Origin of the sequence: Methylocystis sp., assembly GCF_051061225.1 — a bacterium.
Lineage (GTDB): Bacteria > Pseudomonadota > Alphaproteobacteria > Rhizobiales > Beijerinckiaceae > Methylocystis.
Genome location: NZ_JBPFEB010000153.1, coordinates 1 through 19,577 on the forward strand (window position 1 = coordinate 1; position 19,577 = coordinate 19,577).

A 19,577-nucleotide genomic window follows, 5' to 3' on the forward strand; every position below is an offset into this window, starting at 1 on the left:
GCGCAACGCCAATCCGCGTCCCTATAAATGGAAGGCGAAAGGCGAGGCTATCCTCGAAAAAATCCATCGGGCCCGCGCGGCGCTCGACAAAGCCCACGCCGCTTGAGTTTTTGGGCGGCAATTGAGAGTCAGGACACTAGACCTGCGACTAGTGGCGAAGCTTTTTGCCTAGAAAGTGCAATCAGCCAAGGCGCTAACCCTTGTTGTTCCCCAAGCTGGCACGCGCAACCGCAGTCGTTCGAGACCGGGAGCCGAGCTTAATGCTCCGCAGGGGATTAGCTTATGGAGCTTAATGGAGGCGAAATGACTCGGAGACGCAGCACGAAAGAGCCATGATCCATTCCTTTCGAGGAATCCTACGATTTCGAGAGAGTGAAAGGACAATGTCGTCGTGTCGGAGAAACGCCAACACGCGAGGATGGTTCCGTGCAATTTAGGGTAGATAGCGAGTTGGAATTAAGGAGGATTTCACTGTCGAGAGGCCTCACCTCAGTCGATTGGAGGGCCCTTGAGTTCGACGACGTTGCCGTCCGGGTCCTTGACGTAGATCGAAGGACCAACCCCCTCCGCACCATAGCGCATGGTCGTCTCTCCGGCCGCAACCCCATGGGCTACGAGGTAACGCCGGATGGCTTCCTCATCAAAGGGATCGACCCGGAAGCAGAAGTGATCGAGGTTCCTGCCTTCCTTCCCCGGCGCGGCGCCTCCGGCTTGGCCTAGCTCTCCATCCACCGGCACAAGGTCGAGAAGCGAGCGGCCAGCCCGTAGCTGAATCAACCCGATTTCGTCCAAGCGTCTCTCAATGGCGCAGCCGAGAACGTCGCAATAAAAGGCGAGCATGGCTTCCAGATTGGTCACACGCAAGACGAGGTGATCAAGTTCCCGGATGTGGATCATGATGGTCTTTCTGCTGGTTCGCGAGCCTTCGGGCTTTATGCTCGACACACCCCGCTTCTCGGGCGCATTCATGAACGGCCAATCGCTGTCACGGTGAGCATCGTATAAAGAGCGACATGGTCTTTGCGCGAGCGGCCACTTCAGGCGCATCAAGGTGTGTCTTTGAGGGGCTGCCAACCGCATAAGGGACTCCGTTGGCGTCCAAGAAATTGGCGAGCAGAGACGCCTTTATCGCGAAGTTCACGTTTTGCGCGATGTCGTCGGTGGCTTGTGCAACCCGGAGAACATTGAGCTTTGCGACAACGACGCCGACCACGTTGCCATCTTGATCCAGCAGAGGACCCCCGCTGTTCCCGGGCTGAACGGGCGCAGTGATTTGCAGATAACGCGTGTCGTCGCCCAAGCCTGCGGCGGCAGCAACCGTTCCTGTCGTGAAGTTCCCCCCGGTTGCAAGAATGCCAGATAGGGGGAAGCCGAATACCGAGACGCTTTCACCAACCCGCACACCGCTGCGAAGGGATGCAGGGATATTCGTCTTAACGGCTGTTTTCAACAACGCCAGATCGTTCGCCGTGTCTCTGGCAATAACGGAAGCCGCTTCCTGTCGAGAAAGGCTTGGCGTCACCTGAACAGTGGAGCACCCCTCGACAACGTGCGCGTTGGTGACTGCGAAGCCTTCAGAAACGAAGAAGCCTGTTCCGGTGGATTCGCGAGCCTCTGGCCTCTGAATGGATGCTCCCGGTGTCGGCTCCTTGGGTTCGGTGGTCGCGACCGGGGGTGATGGTGGCGCATGCGCCTCAAGGAGATATGGGTCCATCGCGAAGAAACGAAGATTGCCGGTTCCCTGCTGGTCGAAACTTGCCGCCCAGACAAAGCCCTTGCCACCGGCAACCCTATAGACCGGCAAGTTCAGGCGCGCCGACCGGTGAAAGTCGCCAAGCAGATCGACGAGGATACCCGCATGGGGCGCGCCACCATGCGCAAGGATGTTCAAATCACTCCTGCTCAGAGGTTGGAGTTGAATGTCCTTCCATGTCGCAATGAGGGCCATTACCCCGTCGCGTCCATCTGTGAGCTTCTTGATCTGCGGAGAGACCTCGAACCGACCCGAGAGGCGAGAAAGCTCCTGCTCGATATCACGCACAGAGAAGTGGGCGGGTTTGATCGATTGGTTGATATAGGCAACCACCCCATCGGCAGAATGAAGAATCGAGGTTGTAACATCAACCTTCTCCCCCCGAAGCGCCTTGCTCTCGTGCCTCACGCATCGAGTGAACCCGGGATAATCCTCGCTGGCTCTGCATTTATACGCCCTGTAGGCGCTTGACTGGGGAGCGACCAATCCCCCAACGGCGAGGCCGTCTACCGCAAACCGTTTGTCAGGGTTGACTGTGATCCCGAACTGTTCGGCGCGCGCGACAGTTGGGGACGCCATAAGAACGCAAATGGCGAGACAGAAGGGAACGACGCGCACCACAGCACCCCCGGAAATCCAATCACTGATGATGCTAACGATACGCGCCCGGGGGTCAATGACATTCCAACGTCAGCGTAAGCGTTCGCCCCCGTCTCCGCTTGGGCGTTCACCTTCCTACAGCTATCGAGGAATGGGGTTACCCTACAAGAGCAACTCCGGCACCTCCGGACGCTGAGGTTGCTCAGTCTTTCGCGGTTGCCCAGTTCGGTCCGGTGTGCGCGCTCCCAAGGCCGAGCGTCGGCACGTCTGGCAGCAAGGCGGAAGCCGCCGCAGAATCTTCGCCCCGACCATGCGGATCCGCGGCCCTGAGAATCGCTCACGACGCTCTGAGCGGGCAACTCGGGGAACTCGGGCAACTTTCCAGCCGCTTCATGCCTCCGCACAACAAATCTGCAGGACGATCCGAACTCGCCTTCCGGTCGGTTGCGTTATTGCTTTCGTCTCTGGGCTGGAAACACACGGTGTGCTTGCAGTCTTTGAGCATCGACCTCGGGAAAAATATCTTGCCCTCCGCGTATGACGGGCTGAGAAGTTCCCCGAGTCGCCCGAGTTGCCATCCGCAGAGGCTTCAACGCCATGCTGGTGACAGGGAACCTTCGCAACTGGCTTTCATTGCCGACGTGTCGAGCGCCACGGACGGGCCACCAGCTATGCCACCGTAAACATGGCCGTAAAAGCAAGGAGGGCCGGTTGCCTCGCTGGTCGAATCATTAGAAGATTCGGCCCGGAAATGGGACGCTCGCGAAGCGGCATGTCTGGCCCTACCCAACTCGTGAACCGAACGGGATTTCACAACTCAATGGCGCTGAAAAAATCCGATCTCTATTCCTCGCTCTGGGCATCCTGCGACGAGTTGCGCGGCGGGATGGATGCAAGCCAGTATAAAGACTACGTCCTCTTTATGCTCTTCATCAAATATATCACAGACAAGTACGGAGACAGTGACACCTTCGCGCCGCCGGTGACGATCCCCAAAGGGGCAAGCTTCAAGGACATGATCGCCCTGAAGGGCAAAAGCGACATTGGCGATAAGATCAACACACAGATCATCCAGCCTCTGACCGACGCCAACGCTCGACTTTCCAGAAGCGACTTCCCTGACTTCAACGATCCCAACAAGCTTGGCGAAGGTCAGGCGATGGTGGATCGTCTGACCAACTTGATTGGCATATTCCAGAAGCCAGAGCTTGACTTTTCGCAGAACCGCGCCGAGCATGATGATATACTCGGCGACGCCTACGAGTATCTCATGCGGCTCTTCGCTACCGAGAGCGGCAAGAGTAAGGGGCAGTTCTATACCCCGTCTGAGGTCAGCCGTGTGATCGCAAAGGTGATTGGTATCTCGGTGTCGAGCACGAAGGCGTCAACAACCGCCTACGATCCGACCTGCGGCTCGGGATCGTTGTTGCTTAAAGTCGCGGCCGAGACGGGCAAGCACATCACTCTCGAAGGGCAGGAAATGGACGTGACCACCGCAGGTCTCGCCCGGATGAACATGATCCTGCACGACTTCCCGACTGCCAACATTCAGACCGGCAATACACTTGCAGCCCCCAAATTCAAGGACGGTGAGCAACTCAGGACCTACGACTACGTCGTCGCCAATCCCCCATTCTCGGTTAAGACATGGAGCGTCGGGCTGACCCCGGCGAACGACCCGTATCAACGTTTCGCTTGGGGGGAACCGCCTGCAAAGCAGGGAGATTACGCTTTTCTGCTGCACATCATCCGTTCCTTGAAAGGCACGGGGAAAGGCGCGTGTATCCTGCCACACGGCGTGCTCTTCCGGGGTGGCGCTGAGGCGGTCATTCGCCAGAAGTTGGTTCGCTCTGGCTATCTGAAGGGCATCATCGGCCTGCCGCCTAATCTCTTCTACGGAACCGGCATACCTGCCTGTATTGTCGTCCTCGACAAGGAGAACGCCACCGCCCGCAAAGGCGTGTTCATGATCGATGCATCCAAGGGCTTCATCAAAGACGGGAACAAGAACCGCCTTCGCGAACAAGACATACACCGTATCGTAGATACCTTCGCCAAGCAGGCCGAGGTCCCGCGCTACGCGCGTATGGTCTCTCTCTCGGAAATCTCAGACCCGAAGAACGACTACAACCTCAACCTCCCGCGCTACATCGACAGCACGGAACCTGAAGACCTTCAGGATATCGAGGGGCATCTGCGTGGCGGCATCCCAAGTCGGGACATCGACGCTCTGGTGGAATATTGGGCGGCGCTGCCTAGTGTTCGTGTGGCGCTCTTCGAGTCGGCAGGGCGGCCCGCCTACGAACAGTTAAAGATACCGGTCGCAGACGTGAAGCCAACAATCCTTGGTCACCCCGAGTTCGCAGAGTTTCAGAAGACAGCCACAAAGCCCTTCGATGAATGGAGGAAGGCGACCACCGCCTTGATCAACAAGTTCGGGAAGGATAGCCATCCCAAAGCGCTGATCGAGACCGTCGCCGAAGACCTTCTCGCAGTCTACAATCAAACGCCACTGCTAGACGCCTACGACATCTACCAGCATTTGATGGATTACTGGGCCGAGACGATGCAGGATGACTGCTACCTGATCGCTGCAGACGGTTGGGTCGCCAAACCGGCTCGTATCGTAGAGATCGATAAGAAGGGCAGGAGCAAGGATAGGGGTTGGATCTGTGACCTAATCCCAAAGTCACTCATCGTCGCGCGTTACTTCGCCAAAGAGCACGCCGCCATCGACACCAAACAGACGGAACTGGAAGCGGCGATCGCCAGCCTTGCCGAGTTGGAGGAAGAGAACGGTGGCGAAGAGGGTTACCTCGGTGCGCTCGACAAGATCGCCAAGGGCGAGATTAACGCCCGTCTCAAAGAGATCAAGAGTGACAAGGATGCAAAGGACGAAGCGTTCGTTCTGAAGCGCTGGCTGGAACTCTCTGAGACCGAATCTTCTCTGAAGCGCGCCATCAAGGATGCGGAAGCCGCCCTCGACACCCTCGCATACGAAAAATACCCAAAACTCACAGACAATGAAATCAGGTCCTTGGTGGTGGACGACAAGTGGATGGATAGCTTCAAGACCACCGTGCAAAGAGAATTGGACCGCGTCTCACAGACCCTCACCAGCCGCATTCGTGAGTTGGCGGAACGCTACGCCACCCCACTGCCGGAGCTTTCCAAGGAAGTGGAGGCCTTAGCGGCCCGCGTGAATGACCACCTTACAAAAATGGGTGCGTCATGGAGCTGAAGCCCGGTTACAAGAAGACGGAAGTGGGTGTCATCCCAGCGGAGTGGGTATGCGAACCTCTTTTCGCCTTTTTCTCTTTCATCTCTTACGGGTTCACCAACCCCATGCCGACTGTGCGGGATGGTGTCTTCATGATCACGGCAGCAGATATAAATGACGGACGCCTTCAACTAGAGACTGCGCGGAGAACATCAAAAACAGCTTACCAAACATTACTCACCGCAAAAAGCAAACCGCGCAGTAACGACATACTCCTCACCAAGGATGGAACTCTGGGAAGACTCGCTGTCGTCGGCGACGAAACTATTTGTATCAATCAATCTGTCGCAGTCATTCGTCCAAACGAGCGAGTCGACCCACAATTCCTGAAGATGTTGCTGGAGAGTCCTTTTTATCAAAAGAGAATGCTTGAGGATGCCGGTGGCTCAACGATAAAACACATCTACATTACAATTGTCGACAAGATGCCAGTAGGCCTTCCACTCGACAAGTTAGAACAACTTGCCATCTCACAGGCACTAGGTGATGTCGATGCCCTTCTCTGTAGGCTAGACAAGCTTATCGCCAAGAAGCGCGACCTCAAACAGGCCGCCATGCAGAAACTCCTGACTCGCGAGACCCGCCTTCCCGGCTTCAGCGGAGAGTGGGAGGCAAAACCACTTGGACATGCCGGAAGTTGTCTGCGAGGGGTGAGTTACCGCGGCGCAAGTGATCTTTCACAATACGACACACCAGACACAACGCGCCTGCTAAGATCAAGCAATGTGCAACAAGCGGTTGTTGTAATCGATGAAATTCAGTTCGTGAATTCTGCACGAGTGTCTCCTGATCAGATCCTCCAATCAAATGACATTTTAATCTGCATGGCAAACGGCAGCAAAGCGCTTGTTGGAAAAGCAGGTGTTTTCACTATCCATGATAGCTATAAATACACTTTTGGGGCCTTTATGAGCTGCTTTCGCACTGATCCAAAGATCGCGCACCCACAATTTATTTTTCATCTTTTCCAGACAGGAAGATATCGGGACTACATAAATAACATACTTGCCGGCTCAAGTATCAATAATCTCCGACCGGGTAGCGTAGAATCACTTGAGTTTGATTTCCCAAAACTCAGAGAACAAATTGCCATCGCAAGCGTCCTCTCTGATATGGATGCCGAATTGAAGGCGCTAAAGGCGCGCCGCGATAAGACCCGCGCCCTGAAGTTGAGTATGGTGCAGGAACTACTTACGGGCAGGACACGGCTAGTTTCCTCTGGAGGCGCGCATGCCTGAGCAACCCCGTTCTGAACGCAAGACGCAGAACCGTGTCGTCGCCCTTTTCACCGACCCGACCCTATCCGATTGCCTCGGCTATCGTTACCTTGGGGAATGGAACAAGCGCGAGAACAACCGCCCAATCGAGGCCGCGATCCTTCGCGATAATCTTGCCGCTCGTGGCTACTCTAGCACCCATATCTCTGCGGCACTACAGAAACTTGAGACTGCCGCCGACTCCACCGGTATCACGCTCTATCAAGCCAATCTGCGCACCTACCAGATTCTCCGGTACGGCGCGCCGGTTCAGATCGCTGCGGGTGCATCCCACGAAACCGTTCACCTGATCGACTGGGAAAATCCAGAGAAGAATGACTTCGCTTTGGCCGAGGAAGTGACGCTGAAAGGCGGCTACCAACGCAGACCAGACCTCGTCATCTACATCAACGGTCTCGCTGTCGGCGTGATCGAACTCAAGCGCAGTTCGGTCGAGGTGGCCGAGGGTGTTCGTCAACTCATCACAAATCAGGAAAAGATTTTCAACAAGGGTTTCTTTAGCACCGTTCAACTCGTCTTTGCAGGTAGCGACTCGCAGGGGCTGCGCTATGGCACTACCGGCACGCCGGAACAGTTTTTCGTCGAGTGGAAGGATGAGCAGCCCGGTGCGGCAGCTTCCTCTGCTGGTGCGCTGCTGGACCGACCGTTGTCTCAGATGTGCAGCAAGAGCCGGTTGCTCGATTTTATTCGGAACTTCATCATCTTTGACGTCGGTCAGAAAAAAGTGCCACGGCCGCATCAGTTCTTCGGCGTCAAGGCCGCACAGGAGCGGATGGCGAAGCAGGAAGGGGGCGTCATCTGGCACACCCAAGGCAGCGGCAAGAGCATCCTCATGGTGCTCATCGCCAAGTGGTTGCTGGAGCACGATCCCGACGCGCGCATTCTGGTTGTCACGGATCGGGACGAACTGGACAAGCAGATTGAAGGAGTGATGAAGAATGCTGGCGTCATCGGCCCGGATTCGGCGTCCCCCCGTATCACTTCCCGCGCCGACTTCGTCCAAAAACTCGGAGCAACGACGCCACGGCTCCTCTGCGCCCTGATCCAAAAGTTCGACATCGCCGACCTCAAAGTGCCACCACCGGCAGTCCACGGACGCTTCTATGTATTCATAGACGAATGTCATCGCTCGCAAGGCGGCGACATGAACAAGCAGATGAAACGTTGGCTAGAGGGAGCGATCTTTATCGGATTCACCGGCACCCCGCTCCTGCGCAAAGACAAGCTGATGACGCGGGACGTATTCGGCACCTACATCCATACCTACAAGTTCCATCAGGCGGTGGCCGACAAGGTCGTGTTGGACTTGAAGTATGAGGCCCGAGATGTTCCGCAGCGGCTGACTTCGCCAGTGGCTATCGATAAATGGTTCGAGCAAAAAACCAAGAATCTAAATAACTTCCAAAAGGCCCTTTTGCGGAAGCGGTGGGCGACCATGGAAGAGTTGATGAGTGCGGGCGAACGAAAGCAGAGAATTGTCGCGAACATCATTGAGGATTTCAGCCTCAAGCCGAGACTGAATAATGACAGGGGGACCGCAATACTCGTTGCGGCTTCGATCTACGACGCCTGTCACTATTTCAGGCTATTTGAGAACACCAATTTTGGTGCGTTCTGCGGGATCATCACATCTTACGAGCCGAACCACAATGCGATTTCAAGGGAGCCAGCGAATAGTGACGAACGCTACAAGTTCGATACCTATACAAAGTATGTGTTGAAGAACAACCAAACAACCAAACAATACGAAGATGAGACCAAGCGCCGGTTCATTCAGGAACCAGCGAATATGAAGCTGCTGGTCGTGGTCAGCAAGCTCTTGACTGGCTTTGACGCGCCAAGCTGCACCTACATCTATCTCGACAACGAACTGCGGGATCACAACCTGTTCCAAGCCATCTGCCGCACCAACCGACTTGATGGCGACGACAAGGACTATGGGCATATCGTCGATTACAAGGAGCTGTTTGGCAGCGTCCAGCAGGCGATTGCCGTCTACAGTTCGGACGAACTCGATATCGATGATGGTGGCGATTTTGAGAACAACGTACACCTGAAAGATTGGCTGGGAGAGGGAAGGAAAAAGCTCGACGAGGCGCGCGAAGCCCTGCACTACCTATGTGAGCCGGTAGCGCCGCCGAGGGACGTTGAACAGTTCCTTCATTATTTTTGTGGCGATGCTTCCAACGCAAACGCGCTGAATGAGACGGAAGCCCTGCGGATTTCTTTCTACAAGGCGGTTGCGGTTTTCGTCCGTGCCTTCGCGGATATAGCGCAAAATCTCACCGATGCGGGTTACACCGATGCTGAGGCGGATACCCTCCAGAAGGAGGTCGAGTTTTATTCTGAGATGCGCGCAGCGATCAAACGGAACGCCGGGGAGGAACTAGACATTAAGCCATATGAAGCGGATATGCGACATCTGATCAACACCTACATTCAGGCCGATCCGGCGGCGGATTTGGGTGAGCTGGGTGAGATGTCCTTGACAGAACTCATTATCGAAACAGGAGTTCATGACGCAATCGCCCGCAAGCTAAACGAGAAGGGCAAGCTATCGAGGAACGCAATCGCTGAAGGCGTCATCAACAATCTGCGAAAGACAATCATTCGCCAACAACTTGCCGACCCTCGCTTCTATGTGGAGATGTCAGAGCTTCTGGACGATCTTATAAAGCAGAGCCGGGAAGATGCGGCAGCGTATGAAGAATTTCTCCGCAAGGCAGAGGCACTGGCAAAAAAGATGAGCGGCAAGGAGGCTGCTGCTGGAGTGCCTGCGATACTGCACGGGAACCCTAAGGCGACTGCGCTCTACAACAATCTCGGTAGCATCAGCGCAACGAGTTTTAGGTGTCCCACTTCTGATGACGACAAGGCCGCGTTAGCTTTGCAGATCGACTCCGCCGTCCGCGAATCGGCGCCAGCGGGCTGGAAGGGTGACCAAGCGCGTGAGGCGCAGTTGCTGAATGCGTTGTTCCCCCTGCTGAACCGAGACCGAGAGGCCACGCAGGCGCTCTTCGAGATCATCAAGAACCAGCCGGGGTATTGATGGCTGAGGCGATCAAGATCGGCGACATCACCATCGCGGTGACGCGCAAGGACATCAAAAACGTCCACCTCTCGGTGCACCCCCCGGACGGTCGAGTGACGCTTGCGGCTCCAACATCTACTCGTCTTGATGTGGCGCGCGCTTACGCGATCACGCGCCTAGGTTGGATACGAGCTCAGCAGGAAAAGCTTACCAGTCAGGCGCGTGAGGAGCCGCGGAAATATGTCACCCGCGAGAGCCACTATCTTTGGGGCCATCGGTACCTCTTGAACGTCGTCCATCGAGATGGGAAGCCATCCGTAGAGCTTGAACGCAAGCAGATCACCTTGAGCGTCCGCCAAGGAAGCGATATAGCCAAACGCGCCAAAGTTATGCACGACTGGCACAAGAAACTTCTGCACGAGACAATTCCGCCATTGATCGAGAAGTGGGAGCGGAAGCTAAGAGTTAAGGTTCAAGGATATTTCTTGCAGCGGATGAAGACAAAGTGGGGAAGCTGCAACCACCATCGCGGGAATATTCGGCTCAACACTGAGCTAGTCAAGAAACCCCGAGAGCTTCTTGAATATGTCGTCGTCCACGAGATGGCGCATCTTATCGAGCCGAACCACAGTGAGCGCTTCGTCACCATCCTCGACAAATATTTTCCCTCGTGGCTTGAAGCCAGAGCGGAACTCAACGCGTTACCTTTGGGTGCCGAGAAGTGGAGTGAATGAAGTCAGCCTTGCCGTCGTGTGAGATGGCTTTTACGCTTAGCGCGGCGCAGATATGAAAGAAATTATCGCTTTCTGATGGATCGGGGGCCAAAAAAGCTGCCTGACTCACCCGAGTTGCCCACCAAGGATATTAGTCTGGAGCGCTAAATTAGCCAATTTTTCTGGCGACTCGGGGAACTCGGGGAACTTTTCAAGCGTGAATGATGCTGACCAGAATTATTTTCCGGCTCGCAAAATGCTCTCGCAATTCCGAGCGCATCGCGCATTTCTGGCGATCACACGTGCCGCCCTCTCTGCCATTTTCATTGCTGCAAGCGCAGCGTCGACCCTCGCAGGATGCGGCTCACACGGTGGCCCCGGCTTCCGAGGCCTGAACGGACGTTGTGTAGGCTGGTCTACCCTCGGGGTCGTTTGTGGCGATCCACCAACAACCCGTTGCAAAAACGAGGGTGGCAAGCCGCCAGTGTCGCAAGCGCAGTCCGGGCTGCCTTCCTCCGGCCTCAGGAGGGGCGTGCCCCGCATCCGTCTACCCGTGAGCCCAGAAAGCGGCAATACTCTACCGCTCAACCCAGATGTAACCCAAGCAACCATCGGGCAAACGATCTGCGTCAGGGGATGGACTTCAATTATTCGACCACCGCAGTCCTACACGAACCGCGTCAAGGTGCGTCTCCTTCGGGAGCAGGGCCTGCCGCTTGAATTGGTCGGCGACTTCCAGCTTGATCACAGAATTCCTCTTGCGCTTGGTGGAGTGTCATCAGACCCACGGAACCTCCGGTTGGAAGACGCCAGAAGGACGATGTTGGAAGATGCCTCTCTCGTGCAGTATGCGCTGGAAAAATCAGTTGCGATGAGGCCCGACAGCGAATCTGGAACGACTGGCGAGAGGCCGCGAGCGCCTGCCACTGAAGTAGCTCTTTACTGCCGTGGACGCTGAAAAAGGGCGTTGGGAGTGTCGACATCGGTCATCGTCGCGACAGGCGTCACCCCTGCGGCCTTCGTGTCTGATCCAGTTTGCGCATTGGGAGTGGATGTGGGACCCGTCGGGAATTTGAGGTTCCCCACGATGCTCTGATCGAAAAGTCTCCTGAGTTGCCCGAGTTGCCGGTTCCGGCCTCCGCTGGCGTGAAGCGACCCCACGGCTTAGCCTTGGGCTTTAACCATTCCCCACTTGAAGGGGATCTCGGGGAAATTCCACAACTTTTCCGGCATGAACGCCGCTGATCGCGTTGTTTCTCGGCTCATGATAGCTTTGCGCCAGCGCTGCTGACGCGATGCCTAGCCGGAGAAGTGCTGCAATCTGCGAAGGGCATGGGTTTGAGGAGATGAAATGAGCCGTTCGCCAGAGCAACGCAATATTGACCGTCTCGATCCGGAAAAGGTGGCCTACTGGTATTTTCGATTGAACGGCTTCCTCCAGATCGAAAACTTCGTAGTTCATCCCGAGCGGCGCGGCGGCCAGCGAACGGACGCTGATCTGTTGGCAGTTCGCTTTCCCTACCGAGCCGAACGCTTGTTCGATAACCCACAGGATATCATGGCTGACGACGAGCAACGCCTCGCATTATCCAACGTTCTGATCGACGTGGTCATTGCAGAGGTGAAGACGAACCAACCTTGTACCTTGAACGGGCCGTGGACCCGGTCGGATCAAAAAAACGTCCATCGCGTTCTCGCTGCGATTGGCTGCCTTCCCCCTGACTGTATCGAGCGTGCAGCGGAAAATATCTATAGGGCCGGTATCCATGCAGGAGACGGCCAGCTTCGTGTTCGCTTGGTGGCAGTCGGACGCAACCAAAGCGAGGAGTTGGCGGCTGCTTATCCTGAGGTAAAGCAGTTGATCTGGTCAGAAGTACTTTCGTTCATCTGGGACCGACTTCACCGCTATCGCTCGCAAAAGACGCAAGTTGATCAATGGGACCTCCCGGGACGAGCGATCAAACACCTCGCCGATGCTTCGCCAAACACCGAGGCGTTTATCGACGAAGCCTTGCATCTTATGGGAGTTGAGACACGCCACTCACCGCAGTGATTTGGCTGATCGTAAAAGAAAATAACCGCAAACTTCACTAGAACAGCCGCACCGCGGCGGTCGGCAGCCGGTTGGATCGGGTGTGGACGGAACATTATGTCCCTGAACGCATTATCAAGCGTGCGGGAAAGAGCCGCACACGCGGCCCCCCGCGTGTCCAGTTATTGTAAACCGCGCGCCGCGGTAGTTGGAGGCGGCCAAAAACATAACCAGAAGCTTCCCGGCGATTCTGCTCGCCACATTCGGGTTGACACAGCCCGCCAGCGCCCGAGTTCACATCCATGTCGATATTGCAACCCAGACCATGCATGTCTCGTCGGCGGAGGGGAGCTATACTTGGCCGGTCTCGACGGCCCGGGCCGGGTATGTGACGCCGCGCGGCAATTTCTCCGCGACGGGGCTGCAGCGAATGCATTATTCGCGCAAATACGACATGTCGCCAATGCCGCATTCGATCTTCTTCCACGGCGGATATGCCATCCACGGCTCCTACGCGACCGGATCGCTCGGGCGACCGGCCTCGCACGGCTGTGTGAGGCTCGCGCCGGGAAACGCGGCGACACTCTATCAGATGGTTCAGGCTGAGGGAGCCAGCATCTCGATCACCGGCTCGAGGCCGGGACATGCAGAGCATTACGCGAGCAGCAGATACCTCTCCCATGCGAGCTACACGCCCCGGTACGAGCGATATCTGAATCCGTTTGCTGCGCTCTTTGGGGATTGAGAGACCGCTTGGAGCGCGAGAAGCTATCGAAATCCAAAGGGCGCTTTCCGCGCGACTCGCATGAAGTCGGCCGTGGCTGTCGCCTTCACGCCGTGCTAGGCCTTTGCGCCTCTTATGGGGCCGTCCGATGGGAGCCTCAGCAAGGTGCCGGAGAGATTTTAACGTTTGACCACGAGCCGACCAAAAAGTTGCCCGAGCTCCCCGCGTTGCCGTTTAACAAGGTCCAGAGCACGCGGCCTCTCTTCTCTCCACAAGTTCGAGCAGCCGGCTTCTAGCAAAGGCGCACGGGATGCCGGGCAACTCGGGAAACTTGGGGAACTTTTCAGGCGTGATGAGGCAAACAAAGCATTTTTTTCTGCTCATGAAAGGCTCGCGCCATCTCAATCGAGGTCCAGACGATCACCCTTTCAGCTCAGCCCAGTTGCGGCCCACCCCGACATCTACGAGGCCGGTTTGTAGCGCATGAGGAAACAAGGCCCCGAACCCTTCCCGCATACCCGCCTCCAAAGCCGCTGAGGCAGCAGCGACGCAGGTGGGTTCATCGTCCGCTTCGAGCAGGAACTCGTCATGCACCTGCGCGATGAGGCGCGCCTGTGGGATGTCGCGCAGGGCCTTTTCGATGCGGATAATCGCCTCCAGCGCCACTTCCGCCGCAGCGCCCTGAATCGGAAAGTTCAGCGCCTGCTGCCGCGAGATTTCGCCGAGAGGTTCGTAAGCCGCTGGGTAGATGCGGCCTCCCGCCGTACGGATGCACTTATAACGGTTCGCGTCGGAAGCCGCGTTTTCCATCCAGTCCGCGGCACCCTCATATGTGTTGAGGAACTGCGCCATTGCATGAGCCGCTTCCGCCTGCGTCATAGAGACGCCGTAGGCGTCGCGTGCGAACTCGGCCAGACCGGTGGCGCCGCAGCCATAGATGATTCCGAAGTTCACAGCCTTCGCCGAGGCGCGCGCGGCCTTGTGGATCGGATTGTCGATATCGAACTCCTCCGGCGCGATCCGCAACATCCCACAGGCCGTGATGGCGTGGAGGTCCTGCCCGTTTGCGAAAGCGGCGTTCATCGCGGGGTCGCCTGAGACAGCGGCCAGAACACGGAGCTCAAGCTGGCTGTAATCCGCGCCGATCAGAACACATCCGGGGGGCGCCACAAAAATCGAGCGCATGAATGCGCCTTGCTCGCCACGCGAAGGGATCTGCTGGAGATTCGGATCGGAGCAACTGAACCTCCCCGTCTTGGCGCCACTGATCTTCAGATTGCAATGCAGGCGCCCCGTCGCTGGGTTGATCTTCTTGAGCAGCGAGTGGCCAAAGCTGCTCGCCATTTTTGCGACTTTCGCCCGCCTTACGAGTAACTGGATCGCTTCGTGATGCTCCACGGCGCGTCGCAAAAGCTTCCCTTCAGTGGAGAGAGCTCCGCCCGAAGTTCTCGGCCACACCGCAAAAACCTCTGGCGGTAGAGCGCTCTCAAGCCATTTTCCGACGCACATTGGAGAGTTTGGACGTTCAGGCCCACCAACGGCACGAATCCGCCCGGTGAGATCTTCGATTTCTTTGGCCCATGCGTTCGCCGCCTTCTCAAGCGCGGTTGGGTCAATCGCCATCCCCGCAAGCTCTAGGTGGGCAACCGCTAAGGTCGCAGCGGAAGCCCGCAGGACGCATGCTTTCGATGGTTCATCTGGCAAGTTGTTCCATGACTTTGGGATCAAGAGGGCGAGGAGCGCGACATCGAGCGCGGCGTAGGTCAATTGCTCGCGCGACAAGGTCTCCCTGCTCCAGTCCGAGACCTGACCCGATTTCGGCAGATCGACGCCCAACACCGTTTCGGCGTATTTCGCGAGGGAGGGCCGTGATGGCGCCGGTAGATTGCCGTTGGGCTCGCAGCGGTGCACCATGCCAGCAAGGAGCATTGTATCAACGATTTCGGCGCGGCTCAGGTCAACGCCCGCTGCGATGAAATGTTTCACATCGAAGGCAGCGTTGTGAATCCAGAGCTTCGAGCGCCAGATCGGGAGTAATGCCTCGTCGGTAGCGGGGATCAAATCGGTGTCGATGATCAGCACCCGGTTCCGGATGTCCTTGCGCCTCCGCCCCGCAATCTGAATGAGGCGGATGCGCGAGCGGTGAGGATCAAGCGCGGCTTCCAGCGCATATCGAGGCTGATGATCCGCCACTGAGCCATCAGCCCTGAAGACCAGCGGGGGGCGAGCAATTTTCCAAGGGGGCAAGGTCGCCGTCTCGACATCCAGCACGAGGCCGAAATCCCCTGACGAAGCGATCAATTCCAAGACGAGGGTTTTGGCCTGCTCGGAGTTGGACGGCACGGTCACCTCTACGCCAAGCGCGCGCATGAGCTTATCTGCCCGCTGGCGTTCGGCAGGCGGGAACTCCGGCAATTCGTCAGCGAGGTAAGACTCAATCTTCGCGACACCCTCTCCATAAAGGTCAAGACCTTCCTGACGCTCCGGGGTTGTTCCTCCGAAGGAGATTTCGCTCTCGTAACCATCCCACGTTACGTTTGCTCCGACGCTTTTCAGGCGCCGGAGGATATCGATGGCTTCCTTGTGGTCCCGTCTAGGCGCGCGGGAATATTTGTTTTCCTGCGAATCGGCGGTCGAAAAGTTGCCCGAGTTCCCCGAGTCGCCCGCAGGCTGGGAGCGAGCGAAGAACCGTGACGCCGCACTGGGGCTCGGCGCGATGGGAGACAGGTTTCCGGTGGCTTCTGGGGAACTCGGGCGACTCGGGGAACTTTCCAGCCGGTCCGGCTCGCAATTGGGAACTTTTTCCAGTGGAGGCTCCGAACATGGAGCCTCCGACTGTTTCGTCTCGACGCTCTGCGTCGGTTTCTTTCGGAAGAGGTCCATGGCGCGGGACATTTTAGACCTCCTCCAGCCGGTAAGTGCGGCCCGCATGACCCGCGTGCACCACGCGCAGCCGCACAGTCTTCCCGTCAATGCAAACGGGACGGCCTACGGCCTTGCCGAGGATTTGACCGACGCGCTGATTCGGCAACGGCCCGGGAGGCAGCGGAACATCATGGATCGCCTGTAACGCCTCACGCAGCGCCTCGGCCTGCTCATGCGCGGCCTTCCGGGCCGCCTGCTCAGCCGGGCTGCCGAATGGGGTCGCCGCGGGACCGGAGTCGAGCAAGGCCGCGAAATCCTTCACGGCAAAAACTCGATCCGCGAACCGTTTGTTAATGGCGTCGCAGATCGTCGCGACGGAATCAACTTCTTCGTCGCCGAATTCATTCGCCGCGAACATCGCGCCGAAATCGACAGGCTCGCCGATCAGCGCTGTCACACCTTCAATCGGCGCCCCGACCGAGGCCCACCACGTCTTGAACCGCGTCTTGGCTTCGACGCGTTCATCAGCAGGCATGCGCAGATAGGGGTTCCAGAGCAGCAGTGTATACAGGCTCTTCATCAGCTTCATGCGGTTTTTGGCGGTCCACCGCAGAGGGTCAGGATGCTTGAAGGATCTGTTCTCAGGATCAGTTCTCGTAACGTCGATGGAGCACACCAGCGACCGAGACGCCATGTCGCCAGTCGGAGCGATATTGTTCCCCGTAAACAGCATCACCGTGAGCGACGGGACCGTCAGTTGCTCGGAAACGCCGAGAACCCGATCCGTATACTCAGCAGAGGTGAGCGCCCGCTCCATATGGGGGCACCTGATCGAAGCGCCGCGTGGGATGTTATCCCAGACGATGGCGGCGGCGCCCATCCGTAGGTAGCTTAGGAGCGCCTTGCGACGCTCCTCTTCGCTCGGGGCCCAAGCCGCCGCCGCCGGCGCACGCCCGAGAGCCGCCATAGTGATCATTGACGCAAGCGTCGTCTTTCCACCGCCCCTCTGCGCTGCCACGATAAAGAACGCAGGTCGCTGATTCAGCGCGATGCGCTGGATGATAGTAAGCACGGCAGCAATTACGGTGGCCTTCCCGTTTGCGTCAGTGGTCACATCGATCAGCCATTTGTTTGCAAGATATTTATAGGCTTCGATTGCCATCTCATCTGTAATCGAATCCGGGTCCGGCACGCAGTTCCTCAACTTGGAGGCGATTGCGTAGAAGACGCCCCTACGCCGATCCAGACCATCCCCCATGATCGCGTCGCATGAGTGCGGTGATATCACGGGAGCAGTAGAAATAGCCGCGCATACCGGCAACTTCGAAGCATGCAGAGACCTGTATGCCGCCACGAAAGAGGCAGGCAATCGGACGCTCTTAGTCAATCCGAACTTGTCGGTAGATGTGAACTCTATGTGCCGTTCGATTTCCATCGTTGCCTCAGCAATCGACAGCTCATGGATCAATGGCTCTTTTGGGGCCGGAGGCTTTTCATCATTTCCCTGTGCGGCGTCAGCCCCTTCGCTGGTAAGCATGTGAAGCCCGTGAGGCGCCTCGCTTCGAATGGCGACGAGACTGCCGGATAGGTTGCGCATCGGCGGCTGTGTGCCCCCAACCTTGCTCAACACCGCGTCGAGAAGCTGCACGACGGGAGTGATCTCCGCATCGGCTGCTGGCGCTGGATATACGGGACGCCCCGAAGACGGCCGTGCCGCTTCCATGGCCGCGAGCTTTTCGTGCTTGCGACGAGCGCGTTCCTGCTTAAGGCGTTGGATGATCGGCCGCTTACCCACGCCGCTGATTTGCGCGACCAAATCGATCAGCGTGGTCTCGTCGTCGGCCTCCAGATCAGACTGGTCGGCCTTTGCGACGAAGATGTCCACAATATGCTCCGGCTTTGACTCGCGGAGCACTATTTCAAGCAACTGCCGATCATACCGAAGGTCATAGCAGATTCCGCCGTGGGCGAAGCTTTTAACAAAAATATCGCCGTTGGCGCGATCATGCATGATCATCGCCTTGCAACGGCCATAGGAGGGCCCTTCCAGCGGATCGGCCAGCGTCTCCCCAACGAACCTTTCAGGATTTTTGAGAACGTCGGCGACCGTCACAGTGCCTAGTTCATCATCGTCCATGACGAGCGGCATTTCCGGCAGGAGAATGCGTTGATGACGTTTCCTGACCCGACGGATCACGGGTTCAAATGGAACCCCCTCCCGTTCTGCGATCTCCTGTGCGAGCCTTTCGTCGCTGGCCCTCCGGGCGGCATAAATTTTGGGGTTCATGACACGGCGTTCAGCCGCGATCATTCCAAGAAGATGTTCGCGTTCCGCTTCTGCCAGCGGCTTGATCGCGCTCCGCGTGTCCACAACCAACCCGGGTTTGGCGAGGGCACGGCGAGCTTCGTGGTCCTGCACGAGAGGCGGCTCGACAATCGGCGCGCCTTCGAAAACCAACCGCTCGGGGGAGCCGACAGAGGCGTCAACGAAGGTCCGGATCAGCGCCTGTCCCGAGAAGGTGACGTGAATCCACCCATATCCTTTCAGCCAGAGCCGCTTATTCAGATCGTTGAGCGCCCGCGCGATATCAGAACCATCCTCTACCGCGATGTAGATATGCAAGCCGCCCGAGCCGGGGAAAGTCTGGCCGGTCGCCGCGTTGGAGATGCCAGCAGAGGTCGAAGCGCGCACGACACGCTCTCCCGTCATCAAATCAGGAAACAACTCCGAGAGAACAGCTTCGATACCTCCCGCTTCCTCGATCCGATTCTTGATTTTCTGCGGCATGCCCTTGACGTCGATATCAAGCAGCATGAAGGCAGGCGCGCCAAGCATAAACTTCAGAAACGCCTGCGAGCGCGCGATAGTGCCCTTGAGCGCCGACTTCAGACACCGGACCGTAGTGACGGGAGCCGTGTCGCCGACGCCTTCGACAAGCTGCCCTAGGGCCAGCGCCTCGTTTGGAGCCATGTTGTTGATCAGAGCGGCCAGCGACTCGACGCCAGACAGCGGCATGCGCATCGCTGTTCCCGACGACATCCGACATTCGCTGGCGTCAGAGACGGGGGAACCGTCTTCGGCAGCCCTGATCGTCTTCGAGAGGATGCCTTCGTCTTTGCTGAAGACGGTGATTTCGATGGAGGCGTTCCTATCGATGGGCATATCTTTGGAGTTTTCAGGAAGTGTTGATGTTACGCGGTCGCTCATAAGAGCATCTCCTCACAACTCGGGTAGTTCCGAAGTGAGGTGATGATGACGAGGGATGGACTGAGGGGTAAGGCTTTGAGCCGGTTGGAGGAGT

10 protein-coding genes are annotated in these 19,577 nt (G+C 57.3%); 6 read left to right on the forward strand and 4 right to left on the reverse strand.

Annotated features, from left to right (window positions below):
* Nucleotides 1-489: 489 nt before the first annotated feature.
* Complete coding sequence (locus tag ACR652_RS26715; RefSeq protein ID WP_434509516.1) at nucleotides 490-969, reverse strand: VOC family protein; 480 nt, start codon at nucleotides 967-969, stop codon at nucleotides 490-492.
* A 16-nt stretch (nucleotides 970-985) separates the two neighbouring features.
* Nucleotides 986-2,161, reverse strand: a complete 1,176-nt coding sequence (locus ACR652_RS26720) for a S1C family serine protease (protein WP_434509517.1) — start codon at nucleotides 2,159-2,161, stop codon at nucleotides 986-988.
* Between the two features lie 1,012 nt (nucleotides 2,162-3,173).
* Here ACR652_RS26720 and ACR652_RS26725 point away from each other — a divergent pair.
* The 6 genes from ACR652_RS26725 to ACR652_RS26750 all read left to right on the forward strand — a co-directional run bounded on the left by ACR652_RS26725 (nucleotide 3,174) and on the right by ACR652_RS26750 (nucleotide 13,431).
* Nucleotides 3,174-5,594, forward strand: a complete 2,421-nt coding sequence (locus ACR652_RS26725; RefSeq protein ID WP_434509518.1) for an N-6 DNA methylase — start codon at nucleotides 3,174-3,176, stop codon at nucleotides 5,592-5,594.
* On the forward strand, nucleotides 5,585-6,871 hold the full coding sequence (locus ACR652_RS26730) for a restriction endonuclease subunit S (protein ID WP_434509519.1): 1,287 nt from the start codon (nucleotides 5,585-5,587) through the stop codon (nucleotides 6,869-6,871). Before ACR652_RS26725 ends, ACR652_RS26730 begins: the two co-directional genes overlap by 10 nt.
* The gene (locus ACR652_RS26735; protein WP_434509520.1) at nucleotides 6,864-9,959 is read left to right on the forward strand and encodes a type I restriction endonuclease subunit R; all 3,096 of its coding nucleotides are present in this window, start codon (nucleotides 6,864-6,866) and stop codon (nucleotides 9,957-9,959) included. Before ACR652_RS26730 ends, ACR652_RS26735 begins: the two co-directional genes overlap by 8 nt.
* Nucleotides 9,959-10,675, forward strand: a complete 717-nt coding sequence (locus tag ACR652_RS26740; protein WP_434509521.1) for a M48 family metallopeptidase — start codon at nucleotides 9,959-9,961, stop codon at nucleotides 10,673-10,675. Before ACR652_RS26735 ends, ACR652_RS26740 begins: the two co-directional genes overlap by 1 nt.
* A 1,330-nt stretch (nucleotides 10,676-12,005) precedes the next feature.
* The gene (locus ACR652_RS26745) at nucleotides 12,006-12,707 is read left to right on the forward strand and encodes a hypothetical protein (RefSeq protein ID WP_434509522.1); all 702 of its coding nucleotides are present in this window, start codon (nucleotides 12,006-12,008) and stop codon (nucleotides 12,705-12,707) included.
* Between the two features lie 205 nt (nucleotides 12,708-12,912).
* Nucleotides 12,913-13,431, forward strand: coding sequence for a L,D-transpeptidase (locus ACR652_RS26750; RefSeq protein WP_434509546.1), 519 nt, complete (start codon nucleotides 12,913-12,915; stop codon nucleotides 13,429-13,431).
* Between the two features lie 399 nt (nucleotides 13,432-13,830).
* Here the strand turns inward: ACR652_RS26750 and ACR652_RS26755 are convergent, their stop codons facing one another.
* Both ACR652_RS26755 and ACR652_RS26760 read right to left on the reverse strand, forming a co-directional pair.
* Nucleotides 13,831-16,305, reverse strand: coding sequence for a DNA polymerase (locus ACR652_RS26755; protein ID WP_434509523.1), 2,475 nt, complete (start codon nucleotides 16,303-16,305; stop codon nucleotides 13,831-13,833).
* A gap of 1 nt (nucleotide 16,306) precedes the next feature.
* A complete protein-coding gene (locus ACR652_RS26760; RefSeq protein WP_434509524.1) occupies nucleotides 16,307-19,483 on the reverse strand; it encodes a hypothetical protein in 3,177 nt (1,058 codons plus the stop codon).
* Between the last annotated feature and the right edge of the window lie 94 nt (nucleotides 19,484-19,577).